Below are 21,987 nucleotides of genomic sequence, written 5' to 3' on the forward strand. Positions count from 1 at the left end.
CCCAGGATCTCGAAAGCTTTGAAGAAAAAGTCACAGAGTTCACACTCGATAATGGTCTCACATTTATTGTAGTAGAACGGCCGGTTGCCCCGGTAGTAAGTTTTGTAACCCATGTGGATGTTGGGGGAGTTAACGAACCCATCGGTAATACAGGAATGGCTCATATATTCGAACATATGGCATTTAAAGGGACGCACTACATTGGCACTACAAATTGGGAAGAAGAGAAAAAAGTAATTGAGGAACTGGATCAAACATATCAGCAGTGGTTGCATGAATCGTATAGTCCTTCACCTGATTCTGTAAAGTTAGAAGAACTATGGAATCGGTTTACTGAACTTCAGGAAGAGGCAGATCAATATGTAGTCAATAATGAATATTCTCAAATAATTGATAGAAACGGTGGTACCGGAATGAATGCCGGAACCGGAGCAGATCTTACAGTTTATTTTTACAGCCTGCCAGAAAATCGAATGGAATTATGGTTCTCACTGGAATCTGCTCGTTTTAAAAATCCTGTATTCCGTGAGTTTTATAAAGAAAAAGAGGTGGTACGGGAAGAGCGCAGATCAAGTGTTGAATCGCAGCCTCTTGGAAGGCTTGTTGAAGAATTTCTTGCCGTAGCTTATACAGCTCATCCATATGGCAGCCCGGTTATTGGGTGGAATTCTGATATTACAGCAACCACTATAAAAGATGCCCGGGAGTTCTATAATACCTACTACGTACCCAGTAATATTACGATTTCCATTGCAGGAGATGTGGATGTAGATGAAGTACGCGAAATGGCAGAAACGTATTTTGGTGATTTGAAAGAAGGACCTGAAGCTCCGCCGGTTTATACTAAGGAGCCAGAGCAAAGAGGTGAACGGCGTTTTAGTATTCAAGGTCAATCACAGCCAATATTACTGATGGGTTATCATACGGTAGCACAGGATCATCCGGATGCAAAAGCACTTGAAATATTGGGATCCATTATTTCAAGTGGACGTACATCACGCCTGTATAAAAGATTGGTAGAGGAAGAACAACTTGCTTTAACGGTGCAAGCTTTTAATGGATTTCCGGGCACAAAGTACGAAACCATGTTTCTGACCTATGCTTTGCCAAATCAAGACGTAGAAGTAGATACACTTGAAAATGCAATCCATGAAGAGATTCAGAAAGTAAAAAATGGAGAATTAACCCAACAGGAACTCCAGCGGGCTAAGACAAATGCCAGGGCCAATTTAGTCCGGTCACTTGATTCAAACAGTGGTTTAGCACAAGCTTTTGCTATTGCAGAGGGGCAGCAAGGCGATTGGCGAAAGGTTTTTACAGATATAGAGGAACTGAACGAAGTTACCCTGGATGATCTGCAACGAGTAGCAAATACCTACTTTATAAAAGATAATCTTACGGTTGGAACCATTGTCAACCAAGAGAATGAGGAGGTTGCAGATGCGAACTGATAATCAACAATTCCACAATTTTTTAATTGAAAATATCTCTGGACTTATGAAAAGAGTTGCCCTTTTATGCATGTTGTTTATTCTAACGAACTCCATACTCCATGCACAAAAAACATATGATGAACTGGAATTTCCCGAACTCAATGAATTCCAGGTTCCTGAAGTTGAAACATATACGTCTGATAATGGAATTACATTCTTTCTGCTTGAAGACAAAGAACTGCCGCTGATCGATCTTAGTGTAATCATTAAAACCGGCGGTGTTTTAGATCCTGCAGAGAAAGAGGGATTGGCATCCATTACCGGTACAGTAATTCGGTCTGGTGGAACAGAACAGCATCCTGCAGATTCGTTGAATGTGATGCTGGAAAACAGGGCGGCAAGTATGGAAACGGGAATCGGATTTTCTTCGGGAAGTGCAAGTATGAACGTTCTGAAAGAAGATTTCGATGAACTTCTATCCGTATTTATCGATCTGTTGAAAAATCCTGCATTTCCGGAGGATAAAATTGAACTTGCAAAAACGCAGAGGAAATCCAGTATTTCGAGGAGAAATGATGATGCCCAGCAAGTAGCTTTTCGTGAATTCCGCCGTTTGATATATGGAAAAGATTCGGTTTATGGACGTAATGTTGAATATGAAACCGTTAATAATATTACGCGTGATGATATTATCAATTTTCATAACAATCATTTCGTTGCAGAAAACATGATGGTTGGTATTGTTGGAGATTTTGATGCATCTGAAATGCGCAAAAAACTGGACAATGCTTTCAGTAATATACCCTCGGGTGAAGAAACAACCCTAAACTTTCCAGACCCGAACTATGAATGGGGGAGTTCAATCAACTTTGCAAATAAGTCCGATGTCAATCAAAGTGTTGTTCTTTTAGGACATATTGGCGGTTTGAGGGATAATCCTGATTATGCAGAGATCCAGGTGATGAATAATGTTTTGAGTGGAGGTACATTTTCCGGCCGGTTGATGCAGGTGGTTCGAACAGAGATGGGATTGGCATACTCTGCGTTTGGCCAGTACAGCATGAATACATTTTACCCGGGAATATTTTACACCGGAGTGATGACGAAAAGCGAAACAACTGCAGAAGCGATTGATGCCATCATAGAACAGATTGAACGATTACAGAATGAACCGATTTCGGAAGAGGAACTTCGAAGTACTAAAGATCTCATTCTGAACTCAGCCATTTTTGAGTATGATAGTTACGAAGAGATTCTAAACCAACAAATGTCGAACGAATTTCGCGGATTGCCTGAAGATGCCTTTGAGAAATATCTGGATGAAGTTCGTGAGACAACGATTGAAGACGTACAGCGGGTTGCCCAGGAGTACCTGAATCCCGGTCAGCTTGAAATACTGGTTATAGGTAATGAAGAAGAGATTGGAGATCAGCTTCAAAAATACGGTGAAGTGAATGAAGTGGATATCACCATTCCGGAACCGGGAGCTGAGGAAGAATCGGTTGCCGGGGATGCTGCGGCTGGCCGTGAATGGTTCAACAATATGGCGAATGCAGTACTGCCGAATGGCCCGATAGATGGTGAACTGGTTTTTGAAGCAGAAAATATTGTTCAAACTCCACAGGGAGAGATGAATCTGGACCTTGTTCAAACCATCAATTTCAACACAGATAAATTGGTGGCTGATGTGACTATGCCAATGGGCCAGGTAACCATGCAGATTGTGGACGGAGAAGGTTCAATGAGTATGGGCGGCAACGAAATGCCAATGCAGCCGGCTCAAAAACAACAGTTGATGGCTGAGTACCACCGCAATCACATCTATCTTGCGCTAAACAGAGATGATTTTAATGTTGAATATCTGGGCATGGAACAGATGGAAGGGCAGGAGTTGGCTCATATACGGGTGGAAGCCGAGCCGACACTGCACCTGTATCTTGATCCAGAAACATCACTTCCAATTGTTCGCACGTATCGCCAGTTCGACCCTCAAGCCGGAGAGCAGGTGGAAGTGAAGATAGTATCAACAGATTGGCGGGAATCCGATGGAGTTTTGATGCCGTATGAAACCATTTCGTATGCAGGTGGAGAGCAAAATGCGGTAACAAATGTTTCATCGCATTCCGTTGAGTAATTTACTTTAATTACTAAATCAAACAACCTGGCAGAGCGCCGTGCTTTTCGGCTCCTGCCAGAGTTGTGCCAAAGAATTCTCTTAGAAATAGCTAACCGTGACTCTGACAGGAGCTATCGCACTCTGACAGGTCACTAACATGTTCATGACTCCAAAACCCATCAATCCAAAAAAGGTTATGAAAATTGAACAAAACGAATACGGCGAGTTTTATGAACGGTATGTAAAACTCAGCAATAACGTACCGTTGAAAGATCAGCTTCTTTCGAATGCACAAGAGATGAAAAACCTGTTTTTGGGATTAACTGATGAAGATGCATTGTTCCGGTACGAGAAGGGAAAGTGGACTTTAAAACAGGTTTTTGGCCACCTTACGGATACGGAGAGAATTTTTAACTACCGGGCCTTATGCGTTGCGAGGGGAGAGCCAAAACCATTGCCGGGGTTTGACCAGGATCTGTATATGAACCAAGTAAACTTTAACGATCAGTCGCTTGATCATCTGCAAGAACAATATGAAGCCACCCGAAATTCTACTATTGCTCTTTATTCAAATTTCACCAACGCAGAGTTACTGAGACGGGGGACCATCAGCGGATCTGAATTTACAGTTCGGGCTACCGGCTATGTAATTGCAGGCCATGAGCTTCATCACCTGAACATTATCAATGAAAAATATTTGCCAGGGATTAGTGCATAATCTCTGAAACCGGCAGATAGGATCTGTAATTCTCTTTCTCAAGAAGATTTTCAAATTTGAATACCTTGTGATGATTTGTTGCCAGTTCAAGAAGAAGATCAACCAAATTGGAGGTATCGGCAATTTCGGAAAGCTGAACCGCAGGTGTATGATCAACCCAGTTTTTTATGATACTGACAAAAGACTCATCAATTTTCCGAATGGTTTGAACGCCCATTTGTTGTAAAGCCGCTGCATTGCAATATTGTTCGTATTGATTTGAGATGGGGATAACCAACAGCTTTTTGCCAAGAAACATCGCCTCAGCACAGGTTTCAAATCCGGCTCCGGTAATCACCCCAAGACTGGTTTTCATACTGTCTAAAAACGGTTTATTTCCAACCGGGTTGATGCTCACATTCATCACAGAGTAGGAGTTTTTACAGCTTGGCGAAAAAATATGCCACTCAACCCGTGGAATATGCAGAAACTTCCGAAGTAATAGTTGATGATCAAAAGCGGGAAGATACACAGTTACATGGTCTCCGTTTTTGGTTGATAGTGATCGTACATCGCGGCGAATAATAGGAGGAAGTATGTACGAATCATACCGCTTAAAATGAAAACCAATTGGGGCTGAGCAGGGTGCAAAATGTTTTAGAATTTGTTCTCCAATCACAGATTTTTTAGCCGGGCGCGGAGAGTTAGGCGAGATGAATGAAGCCTGATGACTAAGCGCAACCGAAAACACATTTTTCTGTTGAGAAGCCCAGGCTGTTACCGGTTCAAAATCTGAAATGATCAGATCGTAATCTTGCGCATTCATAGTACTAATATCGCGGACAAATGTGATCGGCTTAAGATTGAGGGCTGTTTTTAAATAAGAAACACTTCCTTCTGAATCATACGAAAGGCTTATTCCTCTTTTTTGAATCACTTCAATATTTTCAAGTTTCATATTGCAGTTATAGCCGCTTACCAGTACATCTACATTCGCTTTTTCAGATAATATGGGTATGATTTCTCGTGCCCGGCTAATGTGACCATGACCGGTTCCCTGGATTCCATAAAGTATGTTCATTTGATAAGAATCTCTGAATTTCGCCGGTGAGAGCGGATTAATTTTTCTATACGTTCGGATTGAACAAAATCTTCTTCTCTAAATTTGAACATGCTCCACTCATTTCCGTCGTACTCCAGGGCGGTAAGATTTTCAATCCAATCGCCGGAGTTCATATATATTACTGAACCTTTTTCGTTCTCGTATCCCCGAATTTTGGGTTGGTGGATATGACCACAGATTACATAATCGTATCCCTGTTCAATGGCCAGTTCTATGGCAGTTGTTTCAAAATCTTCAATAAAACGAACAGCTTTTTTTACACTGTCTTTTATTTTTTTAGAAAGAGAGAATTTACCTCGACCTGTTTTTTCTGTGATTTTATTAATGGCACGATTCAACAAAATGAGCAGATCGTAGCCTTTTCCTCCAATTCTGGCAATCCATTTACTGTGTTTCATGGTGATGTCAAAAATATCCCCGTGGAAAACCCAGACCTTTTCACCATTTAACTCTAAAACCAGTTTGTCCCGAATAAACAATGGCCCGAGCTGCAGGCTGGATACTTTTCTGAGAATTTCATCGTGGTTGCCGGTGAGGTAGTAAATGTCGGTTCCGTTGGTCATCATGGTCAGCATGGTTCGCAAAACCATCATGTGCGATTCCGGCCAGTAATACTTTCTGAAATTCCAAACATCTACAAAATCACCATTCAGGATTATGATTTTTGGATCAATGGAATTCAAATATTGTAAAAGTTCGAGGGCGTGGCATCCTACTGTTCCCAGGTGAATGTCTGACAAGACAACGATATCGAGCGGTTTTTTTACCATAACAGATGATTGTTTATGGGTAATAAAACCATCTAATATTATTTGTAGATGTGCCTATTGTTAGTTTTTAATGATCAGATTGTTAAGAAATCATTTCGGATGATACCTTAGCGGGTATTTGGAAGTCGGTAAGTCGGGGCACAAGTGACGCTTCGCTTAACACTTGAGCCAGTCGGGAGTTTATATCTTTGTGAGGATAGCGAAGCAATCTCCTGGCTTGACAACAAAAGGTAGATTGCCGCGGTCATTTCACTTCCTCACAATGACTTTTCTACTTGCTCCGAAGGTCCTCCTTCGGAACATTGCGTCTGGTAGCTCCGCTTCTGGCAAAAACCAGACTGGATAAAGTGACGTTTTGCTTAACACTTTCGCTAGTGTTACAATCTTTAAAAAAGTTTAGTCAATCAGGTAGCCACAAAAACACGAAATCACAAAATTATTTGTGTTTTGGTGCTTTTGTGGCCTCTTCTCAGGTGGGCTATTAAATTTATTTATTGATCCTGACACTATATTAATTTACTGGTTACTACACTATCGGCGGTATTTGTTTGAATCATTTGTTACAAGCAATTCTAAATTTAATTGTATTATTGACCAAAGTTTTAAATCGGAATTAAAAAAATGGATTAGATCATGTCAGAATCAGACAAAAAGAAAATTGTTCATTTTCATTTGGGCGATGAGAATTATAAAACGGTAATGACAGCTGGTCCCCACGAACTTATTGCCGATGAACCGGAAGATGTTGGCGGTAAAGATGCCGGGCCAGATCCATACGATTATCTTTTAATGTCGCTGGGTGCGTGTACTGTCATTACGTTGAAGATGTATGCTGACAGAAAAGAGTGGCCTGTTGAGGACATTTACGTTGAAATGCGGCATCACAAAGCCCACGCTGAAGATTGCGAGGATTGTGATGATCCAAAAGCGAGGATTGATAAGATTGAAAAAGATTTGATCGTGAAGGGAGATTTGAGTGAGGAGCAGTTGAACCGGCTTCTGGAAATATCAAAAAAGTGCCCTGTTCATAAAACATTGCTGAATGATGTGGAGATCGCATCGAGTGTGGAAAGAAAGTAGTGTTAAGTCAAATATGAAATGTCGGAAGCAACCTGTCAGCACCCACTGGATCTGACAGCGTTGATTTTTGACGCTGACAGAAACCCGGAAAAGCACCGGGAATGCTGTCAGGTCTATATCCGACAAATGATAATTGACATGACAGTAGATATTTTTTATCTGCCTGATATACGTTTCAATTGAAAAGGACATTCACAATAAAGGTCTTACGTGAACGCAACTTTTTGTGGTTATCCACAGAAATTTGAACAAAAAACTGTAGCTGGACAACCGAAGGGTAGAAACCACGAGTTTGATGACATTTCAGAAAATAAAATCGGCCTGCCATTACAGCAAGCCGATAGATTTCTAATTCAGAATACTTGATTCTTTGAAACCGGTAAACGCGTTATAGTACTACTTCGAAAGCATTTACGGAATTAATACGCCATCAATCAGGTGTATTACGCCATTGGTACCCTCGAGGTCTACTGTAATTACGCTTTCGCCATTTACAGTAACTGAGCCACTGTCATTTACAATCGTAACCTCAGCGCCATTAACCGTACCTATTTCGGTAGTTCCTTCTGGAATGTCGCCACTCTTAATAAGATCCGGAATTACGTGATAGGTGAGGACATCCGAGACCTCTTCTTCAGACAATCCTTCAAGAGTATCCGAAATTTCATCAAATGCACTGTTTACAGGTGCAAAGATTGTGAAGGGGCCATCACCTGAAAGAGTGCCGGCTAAGTCGGCATCAACAACCAAATTCACCAAAGTGGTTAGATCATAGTTTTTCTGTGCAATTTCAACAACGTTCAGAAATTTATTTGGTAATAATACCTGGTCTATTGCATGAATGGTTCCGTTTGAAGCATCAACATCCGCAGCTATCACACTGGAACTCCCGTTCACGGTCACGCCATCGCCTGCTGTTATATAGAGAGCTTCTTCGCTAAGGGCATTCGGCGACTGTTGTTCCTCAAGATCTCCGGATTTAATATCTGCACCAATTACATGATAGAGAAGTACTTCCTGAAGATCTTCCATCGAAAGGCTTGCTAAAAGTCCGTCCGGAAGTTCAGCAATTGCATCATCCGTTGGAGCAAAAACTGTAAATGGGCCTTCCGCTTGAAGTGCATCTGCAAGATCTGCATCAACAACAGCATTCACAAGTGTATTGAAATCAAAACGCTTGATTGCATTATCAACAACTGTACCGAATGCGTCAGGTAACAGAACGCTATCTACTACATGAATCACACCGTTTGTTGCTTCAATATCTGCTGCAACTACATTGCTATTTCCATTGATAGTGACAGACCCGTCATCCGCAGAAATATAGAGTTCTTCGCCATTTAGAGAAGCAGGAGCTTGTTGAGATTCGAGATCACCGGCAAATACTTCGCTATCGAGTGCATGGTAGGTAAGGATTTGTGTTAACTGATCGGCTGTAAGGCTTTCTAACGTTCCTTCAGGCAGAGCGGCAAATGCGTCGTCGTTAGGTGCAAAAACGGTAAACGGTTCAAGGAACTGAAGGGTGGTTTTTAATCCTGTAGATTCTACCGCGCCAAGCAGTGTTTCAAAACCACCGGCTTCCTCTGCAACATCAATAATATTGGTTTCACCAAGTGCTTTTCTGATATCTGATGGCAGCAATACCTGGTCTATACCGTGTACTACGCCATTATCAGCGGTTAAATCGGGTGCAACCACTTCAGTATCTCCGTTTACAAACACTCCGTTATTAGACTGCAGCAGTAGTAACTCACCCTGAACGGTCTCAACATCTGTTTGCGATGGTATGTCTCCGGACAGTGTGGTACCGGCCACGAGATGATAGGTAATTATTAATTCTACCTGGTCTTCTGTTAAGCTATTAAGCACATCGGAAGGAATCGCTTCAAATGCCGCGTTCGTTGGAGCAAATACGGTAAGCTCCTCATTTTGTAAGTCAGAAAGCAAATTGTCGGGTACAAGTGAAACCAGTGTGCTGTAGCTGTCATCGTTTGTTAGTACATCCGCGAGTGTTTCTTCAGGTTCGGGTTCTGGTTCGTTTGAGGTTACGTTATCGTCATCACTGCAGGCCTTCATAAAAAGCAAGCCAAGTGATAACAAGGCGATAAATATTAATTTAGGATTTAAAAGATTTTTCATTGGAACAGTTACCTTTTTAATTAGTTGTTAGTTTACCATGATTGGTCTGCCCTACTAACACGAGAGAATTCCGAGGTGACTAATAATCATTCAAAAAAAATTAGATCAACTTTTGTGGTAATTTTTACGAAAGTTAATACGTATGCTCCGTTAGCAGGACATTTGTTGGTAAGCAAAAGACTTTAGCGCAGCATACTGCAGACGCTTAAAATTGTAGGTAACGGCACGTTAGATCAGCTAAACGCATCTAACTTTGAAAGGTCAGGACAGTATATAGGATAATCCTGCATTTGCTCAATGAGATAATGATAACGGGAAATAGATGTGGAATAAGCGTGAAAGCTTCCATGGAAAGCCAAAGGGTAGTTTTTTAAAAAACCACAGTGGGTATTCTAAAATCCGCTGCTTAAACTATAAATTGTTCAGTAGTCTGGATTAAAATCCGATCTGAACACTAATGGATGGCGTAAAACCCGGCATGGTTCTCTCCCTGACTTCAAACTCTCTTTCTGAAATTTGAGAAGTTGATAATTCTGGCCGTGTGGGAACCAACGTTTGATCAATAACATTTTGACGGTTCAGAAGATTGATAAGGTCCAACCGAATCTCAGTGTTCATTCCATAGGCCGATACCTGATATACAAATGCAAGATCGAGTTGGTGAAAGGGTTTTAGGCGGTCATTTTCGGGTGTCAAAAAATCACGGCTGCCGGCCGAGTTGAAATTGTGGAGTACAAGAAAATCGTAATAGGCCTGCCTGAATCCCCATGTGCGCCCGAAAGTACTCTGCCATTTGGCAATTACTGATAAACCTGGCGTGAGTCTGCCAAGCACCCGCGCCTGGATCCGATGAGGCTCATTCCACGGTGCAGGTAACACTCTTCCAAACTGTGTTTTGTAATTTACCCTGGAAATACTAAGGTCGTACCCAAGCAGTAGCTGAAGATCCGAATTCAGCAGAGCCTGATGATACCTGAACCCGCCTCCGTAGATATTCATGTCTGTGAGTTCTGCAAACGACTTGAAACCGGTACGTTCTGATTCATTGTTCAGTATCAGATTGTTGTATGAAGTGATATAAGCTGAAGGCTGCTTTTTTACATAGCCTTCAACTCTGAAAGAAGTTCTATCAGTCGGCTCAACCAGTAAATCTACATTTGCATTGTACGATAGGGGTTGTTGTATCGCATTGTTGTGAGACCATATCGAAAAGGAGGGGACCAGGGAGCTTGGGCCTACATTTGTTATATCAAATCTGTTGATGAACTGCCTGTAAACGCCTCCGGAAAGCCTTAAGGACCAATATCCAATAGATGTGTTTGATCGGTCGTACTGAATAGCTGCTCTCGGTTCAGTATAAATCTCTCCGCCAGATCCAAACATGGTAAATCGTGATCCCCCGGTTAACCTAAAATTTTGAGCAGGCCTCCATTCCGCATCAACGTAACTGCTGTAGATATAACTGTTTTGTTGATTCACAGATGGCAGGTAAAAAAGTCCTTCCAGGTCAAAAAACGACTCTACTTTATCCATTTTGATACCACCTGTAAGCGAGAAATTTGGAGAAAATGAATAGCTGAGATCACTTTTCAGTGTCAGGTGCCGGATCTCATTTCTGTCGGTTTGTGAACCGGCTTCATCTATTCTTTCTGACAACAAACGTAATTCTTCATCGGGTGATCCGACACTATTTCCGGTGATTGCCACAATCTGATCTCTGTCAAACATGGAATATTGATGATGGAGCCGGTTGGAACTGTAACTCAATTTCGCCTGGATATCCAAACGGGGAGTCGCTATCCAGTTATACTGAATTTGTGAAATCAGGTTGTTCCAGTCGTAGGTGTCTGTGGCAAACATCCGGTGCTGTTCGGGATTTTGCATACCGGAGGCGAGCAGATCTGTCTCAACAAAATTTCTCCCTTGATATACCGAAAAAGAGAAGTCACGGTAATCATCTATTTCGTAGGTTCCCGCCAGGTGTAAATCGTGATAACGTATATCTGTTTGATTGGCGGCGGATTGAAACAGAGGAGTGTCTTCGTTTGCATTTACAAGAATGTTGTAGGTTAATGGATCAACAGAATCCCATTCCTGTATGGTATTGGATAAGGCCGGAAATTGAAACTGGTTCCAAAAGCTCAATCTCAGAGCACCCATCAAGCGAAATGCTGAATTTTCACTGCCAATGGTAAACCGGGCATTCGTATTTACCGGATCTGCCTGAATAGTTCCCTGCTCTTCTCTCCTGTTACTCAGATCATGGGTCAGGTTTATTTTTCCGGCAATATGACTGCCTGAGGATGCCCCGAAGCCTGTTTTCTCAACAGATATCCGGCCCAGTGCATACGGGCTAAATGCGCTGTAAAGCTGTCCGAAGCTGTATGGATTATAGACGGGAACACCATCCAGGAACATTCTGTGATCGCTGTTTTGGCCGCCCTGTAGGTGTACATCCGTCATTGGCAAGCCGTATTGCACACCACTAAAAAGATTTAGCGCACGTATAGCATCATTTGATAAACTTCCGGCTTCCCAATCAGTCTGCATCTGACTGGTAAGTTCATTGCTATGATTGATGGGCATCAGCGGTTGATGTGCGGAAACCACTATTGGTGAAATATCTACTCTTTTTGAACGAAGGGCTATCTGTTCCGGAGGATCTTCGTCAGATGAAATTGTGACAGATTTTTTTACAGGCCGATAACCTGTGTAGGAGAAAATAATATCATAAGTACCTGTTTTTAATTTGCCCAAACTGAAATAGCCATTATGATTGCTGCTTGTTCCGCCACTGGCGTCTGCCAGCATTACGGTAGCTCCGGGAAGTACTTCGCCTGTTTGTGCGTCAAAAATTTTGCCGGCAAATGTACCATATTCAGGCATCCGTTTTGTGGTTCGTATGATTACATAAGTGCCGGATGAGAGTACAAGATAATCTAAGCCACTTCCGTTGAGCACTGTAGTTAAAATCTGCTCAATAGTCTTATTTTTTATTCGCTCGTATATGTAGAAATCCTCGAGTATGGCCGGATCAAATACGATATCAGCTTCAGTTGAATTTGCAATTGTTTTTAATGCATCAAACAATTCAATTCCTGAAAATTCGAAAGTATATCTGTCGGAATCAGAATTCTGTGCATTCAGGTTGGGCTGATGGAAAAATCCAACCATCAAAAACACAATCGCAAATGTGCATGCTTTGGTCATTAAGCTGCAAACAGATTTTCCGTGTATTGGTTTAATTTTCGTTGAAGACGATATACCCATTTGCTGTCTCTCTGTAATTCAAGCCCTTCACCGTTGTAATATCATCCAGTAATGTTTCTGCATTTTGAGGACCGGTATAGAAAGTTGTCAGTACTTCGTTACCGGTTTTTTCATCTTGTATTTCAATATTTACATTAAATTTTCTTTCGATTTCATTAAAAATTAAACGCAGTGGCTGGCCGATAAATGAGAGGTTATTTTCCTTCCACGCAGTTACATCATCTAAGTCAACCTCATCGGGATCTGTGGGGCTGCGGTCATCGGGATACCATCTGCTGGAAAGACCCTGAGTTAATTCTACACCTGCTGACTTGTTTGCAGCCGGATAGAAGCGTACCGTGCCGGATGCAACTGTAACTTGGGCGGCAGAACCTGGATCATTGCGCCACGAACGTACATTAAATTCAGTTCCTGTAACTTCCACAACAGCTCCATTAGCCTCAACAATAAATACATTATCTGAAGGTTCTACCTCGAAAAAAGCTTCGCCATTGAATTGTAAATGCCTGTTCGTTTTCCCAAATAGGCGATTGTATTGAATTTCCGTGCCACTGTTCATTACTATATTGCTTCCGTCAGGGAGCTGAATTGTAGCTGTTTCACCGTAGGGTACAGAATGGGTGACCGGCACAACCATGTAGCCGATTCCCGTGGCAATTAATATGACTGCCGCAGCCAGATAATATCTAAAATTTCGCCATACATTTGATTTGTCACTGGCCTCATGTTGTTTGTCTGCCGGTGCCTCATCTTTTGCATGGCCAAGTTTGCTTTTTAAAGAATCGAGTACATGTTCTGTTTCGAAATTTGTTACTGTAATTTCATTTGATTCAGAACGGTTGGAATCAGTACTCAGCTTTTCAAAATCCAGATCTTCATCGGATAATTCTTCAAATAGCTTTTGCAATACTTCTTTTTCATTTTGTGGGTAATCTGATGGGTCTTTACTCATAAAATCACATATTCATTTGTGTATATTCATCATGATATTGCTTCAATTTTTTCATTGCATGTACAATATGATTGTTTACAGTTCTTTTTGATATATCCAGAACTTCTGCAATTTCTTCGTGGCTCAATCCTTCGAACCTGCTCATTTTCAACGTTTCCCGTTGTCTGTCCGGCAGCTTGCTAATCCACTTCTTCACCAAATGAAGCTGTTTATTTTCATGTAAGCTGCTTGATTCACCATAGAATGGTATTTCATCAGACTCAAGATTTTCAGTTTCAAGCCCGGTTGTGATACGCGATCTGTCGCGAATATAATTCAGAGATAAATTTCGAACTGTTCTGAACATATATGTTTTAATGGACTGGTTCGGGGATAACTCCTCCCGAATTTGCCACACATTTATAAACGCCTGTTGTACAATGTCGCTTGCGGCCGATCTGTCTTTCGTGTATTTATGTGAAAATTTCACTAATGGTGCATATAAGTGGCGAAAAAGTTGATCAAATGCCTTTTCATCTGAATCAATTAATCTATTTGTTAATTTTAAAAAAATTTCAGAAGGCATTTTGGGAATGTTTACACTCAATTATTAAACACATTAAAAGTTGGTTATGACTAATAGACTTTTAAATTTAAGAAGGCTTTGCAAAACTCTGACCGTCATCCTGAACTTGATTCAGGATCTCCTGATACTGGCTATAAAGACGAATGGAGAATCTGAATCAAGTTCAGATTGACGCATACCCACGGTTTTGCAAAGCCTTCTTTAAAATAATAGTAGGTAAGTCTTTTTGAATTTAGAAGTAGATTTTAAAATTCGCTTGATTATAACGATTTACAGCCCATTAGCATTTGTTGAGTTACACTATTTTTTGTGTGATTTATTTGTTTGATGCTCTATAATTTTTTGGTATGTCCAAAGGATTCTTACAGAGATACACTCCAAAGAGTTCCATTGTGTAGATACAAATTTGCAATAGAAACAAGTAGATCCTTTCAGCTGTTAGGCGGATCCCTTTGGAATTTATGTTGGTTCTGAAGCATAAATGATCATCCCCCATTGCCCCCTTCGAAGGCTATCGTGTGGACACATCTTCTACATTATTCAATTATATACCAAGATCCTTGTGAAGCCGTGCAGGCATAATAAGCCTATATCTATGAGATCCCTCCATGCGTTCGCTCCGCTCTCTTAGTCGGGATGACACAACAAGGGGTGAGGAAGCGGCGGGCATAAAGGGCCGTGTTTGGAAAAAACGTCATGTACTGCCCGCCGCCGATACCCACCACGCCATTGTCATCCCGACCGAAAACCCCGACTGCGATTTTTCTGTCGGGGTTGCAGTGGAGGGATCTCCTGATAACTATTGATCATTGATTCCGGTAAATGTCTTAAAGATAAACTTGTGTCCACACGATACCTTCGAAGCTGACATTACCCATGTAATTTTAAATATAGCCAATTTAGGCTATGTAAAAGGTTGGTAATTCTTGACTTAAAGCTGTTACGTATATTTTCTAAAAATATCCGTTTAATATTTTAAAAATAGATCTACAATAAGCTTTTGAAAGAAGAATTATAGTTATTTCAACATCCATTTATCGCCGTTTTAGAGTTGACTTATTTTAGGGTAAGAACAACTCCGGCCTCGAAAGAATTGGCGGATTGAGGAAGCCTGAAGATCTGCGGGGACCTTTTATCATACCGGCTCTGAACTAATTTAACGAGCTATAAACGAGGCGGACCATTGATAAAAGGTAGCAGAGATTCAGTGACCGCCGCCAATTCTTTCACCGCCTTGAATTTTTGGTTCTTTTGTTTCAAGACAAAATGAACAAGGTAAACGATAAGGTTGATAAACTATTTTATAAATGATATTCATCTTTTCCAATGACAGATACAATATCAATAGGAAATTAGTTCGCTACAGTACATTTAAGAAAATTATGGTTTTCAAGTTGATACCTCGTGGGCTCTGCCATGAGGTAGTTCATTACTGGAATGAAGTGACTACATATTCATCGATCGTATACCAATCAGAGATTGGATAAACTTGTTTTCGGGGACTTTAAGGTTAGGATATTGCTTAGTGTTTATTGAACAAAAATCGATAATACGAAGTTGTTCAGATTTCGATGAGTTCGAAAAATCATACCGCAGACACTCTTTCAAGTACCCAATATTCAGCCAGGTAAACGGATTGTTGAACCTGGAATAGAGAGCTAACCATGTTGGGTAGTCCTCAAATGGTATCTCCTTGTTGGGGTCTGCTTGTGATAAATTATCAGCTTTCTGAACATCAAGCTGGTAGCGTTCTGCATATTTGTAAATCATTGAAATTGCATCCTGGTCATCGCTATCTATCACTTTTTTCCAGGTAGAATTGCCGGTAAATTCATTTTTCTCTCCCGTTCGGATTGCAGCTACAATTTCGGGACTCTCGAGATTTGGAAAACTTTGAATATGAAAGTTCAGATGCCCTTTTTCAATTTTTTTAGAAAGTGCATTTAAAACCTGTCCTACAGCAATAACTGAGCATCGGTAGGATTCATTTTGTTTCAAGTAAGCAGGCAAAATGGAAAGTTCAATTACATTGCCCGACAAATGATACTTCCAGCACTCTGTTTTATAGAGATTCGATTTTGCCCGTATCTCATCAATCCATTTTTTTAACATCTCTCTGCTAATTTTGCGGCTCGGCAATCAGATCAAAGTTTACGGTAAGTTCCTCATTTGCCCTGATCAATCCCATTAAAGCTGTTGGCGGTTCAACGCCAAAATCAGTCATGTTAATAGTAGTTTTCCCGACTGCACGAACACGCTGTTGATTTATATAGTATGCCTCTGTATTAAAGTAAATCTCCTTGGTTGTACCGGCTACGGTTAACAATCCATGAACTCTTAACTCGAATCCGTCATTCCTGTTCTGAGGCTCACTTAAGAGGGTTGTATTTTGATAGAGAAAGGTAATTTCAGGGAATTTTTCGGCCTGTAATGCTTTTTGCAGGTCCTTATTCATACTCTGTTTTCCACATTCAAAGCTATCCACCTCAATATCAATTTTTAAGAGAAGCAGTTCGCTGGATGCATTAATAACAGATGGTGTCTCTTCCACCTCATTGGGCACAGTTGCTTCACCCGAGTAGTTTTCTGCATAACACTCAAACTGATTGACATTTGAACTCCCCTGAATCCAAAGCCTACTCTCGTTAATAGGAACAAACGTGGATTGAAATGAAAAAACTTCCCCTGTACTCATCAGTATGAAACTGATAAGAAATAAGCTTTTTAATAATGATATGGAGAGGAAGTTTTTCATTGCTTTCTGTTAACTACTTACTGAAAGATACGTCAAATTCTATTCTAATTTCGTCTCTGGAACGAATTGTACCAAAAACTGCGGTAGGAGGATCAATTCCAAAGTCCGTCATGAGCAGTTCTTTTTTTCCCGTAAATTGGATGCCATCATCAATCAGGTTTGCAGTTACTTGCATATCAACCGGATTTTCAGTTCCTGCGGCTGTTATTACACCCGAAGCTGTAACCAATAGAGAACCATCCTGTTGTTCTGTTATATCTGTAACGTTATTCAATTCAAAAGTAATGTTGGGATAGTCATCTTCTTTTAGGTATTTGTGGAGATTTTTGGTCAATCCATCTGATTCAGCTTCAATTTTTTCAACAGGTATTGTCAGAGATAGGTTTTGAAATGCGTCCGCTGTTAAACTTTCTGCGGTTAAATTTTCAATGTTTTGCAAAGTCAGCGTACCATCGACTTGATTTATAGCTGCATCCCAGGATTTAATGTTGGCTTCCCCATACAAATGCATGTTTGGTGAGTCCTGGATATTAAGCTGAACATCCTGTCCTATAGACACACCTGCTGTGAGGAGGAGTACTGCTAAAAGGGATATAATTTTTTGAGTAGTCATAGTTGTTATTTTTTAAAAACAGGACTGTCTTTTAGCAGTCCTGTTTTGGGGTTTATTTAATGTTATTTAGAAACTTACAACGGTTTCAATACTAATTCCGTCAAATTCAGGGCTGTCTTTTGTTTATTAATCATGGAATAAATATGGGGAGAAAGAGAAATAAGAATAAGGGGACTTAATCTGATTAGGTACTAAGGGCATCCCCTATGGCAGTAGGGATTTCCCCTAAAAGACGTAAGTAAGAAGTGAGATAATAAGTGACGAATAGTCAATCAAAGGTGGTTTAATTCCCCGATCCTCTGGGTCAGAAAAAAGATAAAAGTCCCCCTTCGAAGGGGGAAGCGAACGGAGTGAGCTGGGGGATGATGTTCTGAGTTTTGAATTGACCAAGTCTTGGTTCTGAAGCATTACACCCCTCCCGGCTAAAGCCGTACTCCCCTCAAGGGGAGATTGATCATCCCCCATTGCCCCCTTCGAAGGGGGACACTTCACAATAAGTGCATAAATTGTTAAAAAAATTTGGATTATAAGTTGATACCTCGTGGGCTCTGCCCCGAGGTAGTTCATTAAAAAGATAATGCTGTTAATTGGCGGATTCCTCTACCCATTTAACAGCGTGGCGCATCAATTCGTTTGCAGTATCTACTTGTAGTTTGTCTTTGATGTTAGCCCGATGAGATTCCACTGTTTTTACTGAGATGTGTAGTTTTTCACCAATATCTCTTGTGGATAGTCCCTTTCCGGTCAATTCAAAAACTTCCAATTCACGGTCGCTGAGCAGATCAAGTGGATTGTCGCTTTTTGCTGAATTTCCTGAAGCCATTTTCATAATCAATTTTGTGCCAATACTGTCACTCAGGTAAATACCTCCCTTCAGAATTTGCCGAATGGCAGTGATCATAACTTCTGCGGCTTCCAGCTTCATCAGGTATCCTTTTGCTCCGGCACGGATAGCACGTTCGGCATACAGCTCTTCATCGTGGCGGGATACAACCAATATTTTCAGATCCGGCATCTGATGCAGTACATTTTTAATCAGCTCAATACCGTTCATACCGGGAAGCGAAATATCAACCACCGCAACATCCGGTTTTAATTTGATAATTTCGGTTAATCCCTCTTCTGCACTTTCGGCCTGGCCGCATACTTCAAAACCCATCTCTTTGTCAATGGTCATCGCCAGGCCTTTTCTCATAAGTGGGTGGTCATCGACAATGTAAATCTGTTTGTTATCAGCCATGGTTTTTTATTCAGTTTATAGATCGTTAAGAAGATAAGATTTTATATGATGAACCCACGGATAAAAGAGTTACAATAATGGCAGCTCCGCCAAGACTACTGTTTGCAATGTCGAGATTAGCACCGATCAGCCGAGCCCGGAATTTCATGATTCGAACGCCAAGCCCCTTGTGTTGATCCCAATCGGGTGCAAACCCGGTTCCATTATCCTCAATTTTAATTGTAAGCTTGGTATCATCAGACTGCATATCAACCTGTACCTTCGAGGCATTTCCATGTTTTACGGCATTGCTGGTAGCCTCCTGTACAATCCTAAAGAGATGTGTGAGGCTGGTGGGGTCATCAAATTGAATGTTCAGGGTATTCTTTAACTCACACTCAATATTAAACAGTCGTTCTGCATTCGAGGCTAAACGCTGCAGTGCTGCCACTAATCCGCTGCTGTCAAGCTCAACCGGTACCAGGTTTCTGGATAGCCCCCTGGCATATTCATCAGCTTCTTTCAGCAAATCTGTTATTTCATCTACATCTTCTGCAAGGGGGTGGTCTTCCTCTTTCAGTGTAGCGGCTATGTTTTTATTGATAAGTGTAATCCCGGTCAGCATTTGCCCGAGGCCGTCGTGCAGATCCTGACCAATACGGTGGCGTTCATGTTCACTTACCCGAAGTACTTCCTGTTCGAGCCTGCGCTGCTCGGAGATATCGCGAATAATTCCCGTATAGAGCCGCTGATCATTTACGTTAACCTCACTTACGGCAAGATACATCGGGAATGTTGAACCATCTTTTCTTTTACCCGTAACTTCCCGGCCTATTCCAATTATTTTTCGAACACCGGTTTCATGGTAGTTGTTTATATAATCATCGTGCTCACGCCGATAGGGTTGCGGCATCAGCATTTTTACGTTCTCCCCAATTACTTCAGAGCTTTTGTACTGAAAAAGCTCTTCGGCCGCCTGGTTAAATGTGCGTATTAAGCCATGGTCGTTAATCGTAATAATTGCATCTACCGTTGTTTTTAGAATGCTTCGGGCACGGGCCTCACTTTCACGAAGTTTCTGTTCGATGAGAAATTGCCCCTCTTTATTACGTGCCATTTTTTCGGCAAATGCAAGCCGTACATCCAGCCGTTGTTCATCGTAAAGAGATTCTATGATATACTGATCAATATCTGCATCGATTAATTTGGGAAGAAGATCGGTCTGATCTTGAGTTATTACAGCAAAAATAGTGTATTTACGCCCATATTCCCGCGCTCGTACCAATTTGCAGAATTGAATGACATCGTCTGAATAGTCACTGATAATAATCAGTGAGATATTATTCTTTTTAAGAGTTTCTAAAGCCTCATTGGTAGGTTCTGAAACAGTTATTTCGTGGTATCGCCTCTCCAGTGCATTAACCAATAGGTTTCGAACCTCTTTATTAAATCCTGTAACCAGTGTGTTCATCGGAGAATATTTCAATTTTTTATGACATTCAGAATCTAACAAATATCTGCCTATTTATAAGAGAGCTTTGCAAAACCGTGGTTATTGGTCAATCTGAACTCGATTCAGATTCTCCATTCGTCTTTATAGCCTGTATCTGGAGATCCTGAATCAAGTTCAGGATGACGGTCAGAGTTTTGCAAAGCCTTCTATAAGATATATGCTTGTTATTTTCATAGTGATTGGATCTATTTCGAAAAACAAACTCAAATCATAAACAATTAGATCCTATACATTCATTCAGGGATGGCAGTGTTGTTTAAAAGTTTATCGAGGGGGCTCTGTTACTACAGCAGAATTTTGCAGATACAAAACATATAAAAATAACGGGAACATTCCACGTCATTTAAAGTGTGGAAACGGTTTTCAGGGTATATGAACGGTGCCATCTTTCCATTCAATTTCCAAACTTTTATCCGATTTAAGAGACGATTTGGCACGTACCCATGTACCATCCTGAAGAATTCGCGAAAATCCACGTTCCAGCGGTGCCTTCGGGTTGATCTCACGCAGCTTTGAAAACAGTTCCTTATACCGGGCTTCTTTTTTCGATTGAATTATTGTTGATCTGTTCTGAAGCTTCTCCCGAAGTGACTCGATCCTGTTTACATACTCCCGGATTAAAAAGTCCGGATTTTGCTGTTCAAGCTGATTGCTGAGATGCTGAAGGTTGGATTGGTGGTCAGTTATCATCTGTCTGAATCGGTTACGAACTTTTTCCGATAAACGTTCCACACTGTTGCGTTGAATGGTGAGTTTTTCCTGAACAACCAATAGAGCATGCGAATGGGCCAGCCGATCCACATAATCCCGGTAATACTGGAATTTCTGTTTGATAACTGATTCGAGATTTTTTACATCATCTTCAACCTGGAACCGCAACTCGTTTATATCCGGGGTTGAAATAGTAACGGCCTGTGTGGGAGTTGCAGCACGGGCGTCAGCCACAAAATCTGAAATGCTAAAATCCACCTCGTGCCCAACCGCACTCACTACGGGAATGGAACAGTTAAAAATAGCGCGTGCAACCGCTTCTTCATTAAATGGCCAGAGATCTTCCAGTGAGCCGCCGCCGCGACCCATGATGATGATATCCACGGGATCTTCCTGGCGGTCGAAATATTCAATGGCTTTCACCAACTCACCTGCCGCCTGCAATCCCTGAACGCTGGCATGATGCAAATACAACGTAGCCACCGGCCAGCGCTGCTGAAAAGTAGATTGAATGTCGTGAAATGCGGCTCCGGTAGAGGAGGTGATGACTCCAAACCGGAATGGAAATGGCGGAAGTGGTTTCTTGACGGCATCATCAAACAGCCCTTCATCCTGAAGTTTCTTTTTTAACTCTTCGAATTTCTTTTGTAGCCTCCCGATACCAGCCTGCTGCACGAGCGATACAATGAGTTGATAACGCCCATGCGGCGGATACACCTGGATATCTCCTCCCAAAACCACCTGCTGACCATCTTTTATTTCCACATCCATACGGGCTGCTCTGCTTCGCCAAATTACGCAGGGAAGCTGAGCATCATCATCTTTTACTGTAAAATAGTAGTGGCCATTTCGGCTTTGATTTACATTACTGATTTCACCTTCAACCAAAATATCCCTGAAATTATTTTCCAGCAGGGTTTTAATTTGGTTGGTTAACTCCGAGACGGTCGGCACGTCAAATGCGAAAGGAATTTGATTATTCATAGCTCAAAAATCACTGTTTCAGAATTCAATGTCCAATGGAGAATTGC

16 protein-coding genes are annotated in these 21,987 nt (G+C 41.3%); 4 read left to right on the forward strand and 12 right to left on the reverse strand.

The features are described from left to right. From U5K72_00155 to U5K72_00165, 3 genes are all read left to right on the forward strand, one after another. Positions 1 to 1,451, forward strand: a 1,451-nt coding sequence (locus tag U5K72_00155; GenBank protein ID MDZ7717219.1) for a pitrilysin family protein, incomplete at its 5' end; no start/stop codon positions are given. 70 nt (positions 1,452 to 1,521) lie between these two features. Continuing rightward, positions 1,522 to 3,567 carry a pitrilysin family protein gene (locus U5K72_00160; GenBank protein MDZ7717220.1) on the forward strand — a complete coding sequence of 682 codons (2,046 nt, stop codon included), beginning with the start codon at positions 1,522 to 1,524 and terminating at the stop codon, positions 3,565 to 3,567. A gap of 178 nt (positions 3,568 to 3,745) precedes the next feature. Further along, positions 3,746 to 4,267 carry a DinB family protein gene (locus tag U5K72_00165; protein MDZ7717221.1) on the forward strand — a complete coding sequence of 174 codons (522 nt, stop codon included), beginning with the start codon at positions 3,746 to 3,748 and terminating at the stop codon, positions 4,265 to 4,267. Here U5K72_00165 and U5K72_00170 read toward each other — a convergent pair. Together U5K72_00170 and U5K72_00175 are read right to left on the reverse strand one after the other, a co-directional pair. Beyond that, complete coding sequence (locus tag U5K72_00170) at positions 4,257 to 5,327, reverse strand: glycosyltransferase family protein (GenBank protein ID MDZ7717222.1); 1,071 nt, start codon at positions 5,325 to 5,327, stop codon at positions 4,257 to 4,259. The two genes, U5K72_00165 and U5K72_00170, sit on opposite strands and share 11 nt — an antisense overlap. Next, positions 5,324 to 6,139: a UDP-2,3-diacylglucosamine diphosphatase gene (locus U5K72_00175; GenBank protein MDZ7717223.1), complete on the reverse strand. Its 816-nt coding sequence runs from the start codon at positions 6,137 to 6,139 to the stop codon at positions 5,324 to 5,326. Before U5K72_00175 ends, U5K72_00170 begins: the two co-directional genes overlap by 4 nt. Before the next feature lie 633 nt (positions 6,140 to 6,772). On the opposite strand from U5K72_00175, the gene U5K72_00180 reads away from it, so the two are divergent. Beyond that, the gene (locus U5K72_00180) at positions 6,773 to 7,219 is read left to right on the forward strand and encodes an OsmC family protein (protein ID MDZ7717224.1); all 447 of its coding nucleotides are present in this window, start codon (positions 6,773 to 6,775) and stop codon (positions 7,217 to 7,219) included. A gap of 411 nt (positions 7,220 to 7,630) precedes the next feature. Here U5K72_00180 and U5K72_00185 read toward each other — a convergent pair whose 3' ends face one another. From U5K72_00185 to xseA, 10 genes are all read right to left on the reverse strand, one after another. After that, the gene (locus U5K72_00185) at positions 7,631 to 9,358 is read right to left on the reverse strand and encodes a fasciclin domain-containing protein (GenBank protein ID MDZ7717225.1); all 1,728 of its coding nucleotides are present in this window, start codon (positions 9,356 to 9,358) and stop codon (positions 7,631 to 7,633) included. 435 nt (positions 9,359 to 9,793) lie between these two features. Next, a complete protein-coding gene (locus tag U5K72_00190; protein MDZ7717226.1) occupies positions 9,794 to 12,568 on the reverse strand; it encodes a TonB-dependent receptor in 2,775 nt (924 codons plus the stop codon). Positions 12,569 to 12,599: 31 nt separating this feature from the next. Next, on the reverse strand, positions 12,600 to 13,580 hold the full coding sequence (locus U5K72_00195) for a FecR domain-containing protein (protein ID MDZ7717227.1): 981 nt from the start codon (positions 13,578 to 13,580) through the stop codon (positions 12,600 to 12,602). 4 nt (positions 13,581 to 13,584) lie between these two features. Then, positions 13,585 to 14,145: an RNA polymerase sigma-70 factor gene (locus tag U5K72_00200; GenBank protein MDZ7717228.1), complete on the reverse strand. Its 561-nt coding sequence runs from the start codon at positions 14,143 to 14,145 to the stop codon at positions 13,585 to 13,587. Between the two features lie 1,446 nt (positions 14,146 to 15,591). Continuing rightward, on the reverse strand, positions 15,592 to 16,257 hold the full coding sequence (locus tag U5K72_00205) for a hypothetical protein (GenBank protein MDZ7717229.1): 666 nt from the start codon (positions 16,255 to 16,257) through the stop codon (positions 15,592 to 15,594). Positions 16,258 to 16,264: 7 nt separating this feature from the next. Then, positions 16,265 to 16,840, reverse strand: a complete 576-nt coding sequence (locus U5K72_00210) for a YceI family protein (GenBank protein MDZ7717230.1) — start codon at positions 16,838 to 16,840, stop codon at positions 16,265 to 16,267. Between the two features lie 73 nt (positions 16,841 to 16,913). Next, entirely contained in the window at positions 16,914 to 17,513 is a 600-nt protein-coding gene (locus tag U5K72_00215) for a YceI family protein (GenBank protein ID MDZ7717231.1), read from the reverse strand. Positions 17,514 to 18,096: 583 nt separating this feature from the next. Further along, positions 18,097 to 18,753 (reverse strand): response regulator transcription factor, encoded by a 657-nt coding sequence (locus U5K72_00220; GenBank protein MDZ7717232.1) that lies wholly within the window; start codon positions 18,751 to 18,753, stop codon positions 18,097 to 18,099. Between the two features lie 25 nt (positions 18,754 to 18,778). Continuing rightward, positions 18,779 to 20,203: a PAS domain S-box protein gene (locus tag U5K72_00225; protein MDZ7717233.1), complete on the reverse strand. Its 1,425-nt coding sequence runs from the start codon at positions 20,201 to 20,203 to the stop codon at positions 18,779 to 18,781. Positions 20,204 to 20,608: 405 nt separating this feature from the next. Then, on the reverse strand, positions 20,609 to 21,940 hold the full coding sequence (gene xseA, locus U5K72_00230; protein MDZ7717234.1) for an exodeoxyribonuclease VII large subunit: 1,332 nt from the start codon (positions 21,938 to 21,940) through the stop codon (positions 20,609 to 20,611). Positions 21,941 to 21,987 lie beyond the last annotated feature (47 nt).

This window comes from Balneolaceae bacterium (assembly GCA_034521495.1).
Taxonomy (GTDB): Bacteria; Bacteroidota; Rhodothermia; order Balneolales; family Balneolaceae; genus Rhodohalobacter.

Coding starts and splice junctions, on each gene's coding strand:
- U5K72_00205 (MDZ7717229.1), bottom strand. CDS start 16,257: ATGTTAAAAAAATGGATTGATGAGATACGGGCAAAATCGAATCTCTAT.
- U5K72_00225 (MDZ7717233.1), bottom strand. CDS start 20,203: ATGAACACACTGGTTACAGGATTTAATAAAGAGGTTCGAAACCTATTG.
- xseA (MDZ7717234.1), bottom strand. CDS start 21,940: ATGAATAATCAAATTCCTTTCGCATTTGACGTGCCGACCGTCTCGGAG.
- U5K72_00210 (MDZ7717230.1), bottom strand. CDS start 16,840: ATGAGTACAGGGGAAGTTTTTTCATTTCAATCCACGTTTGTTCCTATT.
- U5K72_00190 (MDZ7717226.1), bottom strand. CDS start 12,568: ATGACCAAAGCATGCACATTTGCGATTGTGTTTTTGATGGTTGGATTT.
- U5K72_00200 (MDZ7717228.1), bottom strand. CDS start 14,145: ATGCCTTCTGAAATTTTTTTAAAATTAACAAATAGATTAATTGATTCA.
- U5K72_00165 (MDZ7717221.1), top strand. CDS start 3,746: ATGAAAATTGAACAAAACGAATACGGCGAGTTTTATGAACGGTATGTA.
- U5K72_00175 (MDZ7717223.1), bottom strand. CDS start 6,139: ATGGTAAAAAAACCGCTCGATATCGTTGTCTTGTCAGACATTCACCTG.
- U5K72_00170 (MDZ7717222.1), bottom strand. CDS start 5,327: ATGAACATACTTTATGGAATCCAGGGAACCGGTCATGGTCACATTAGC.
- U5K72_00195 (MDZ7717227.1), bottom strand. CDS start 13,580: ATGAGTAAAGACCCATCAGATTACCCACAAAATGAAAAAGAAGTATTG.
- U5K72_00215 (MDZ7717231.1), bottom strand. CDS start 17,513: ATGACTACTCAAAAAATTATATCCCTTTTAGCAGTACTCCTCCTCACA.
- U5K72_00220 (MDZ7717232.1), bottom strand. CDS start 18,753: ATGGCTGATAACAAACAGATTTACATTGTCGATGACCACCCACTTATG.
- U5K72_00160 (MDZ7717220.1), top strand. CDS start 1,522: ATGTTGTTTATTCTAACGAACTCCATACTCCATGCACAAAAAACATAT.
- U5K72_00185 (MDZ7717225.1), bottom strand. CDS start 9,358: ATGAAAAATCTTTTAAATCCTAAATTAATATTTATCGCCTTGTTATCA.
- U5K72_00180 (MDZ7717224.1), top strand. CDS start 6,773: ATGTCAGAATCAGACAAAAAGAAAATTGTTCATTTTCATTTGGGCGAT.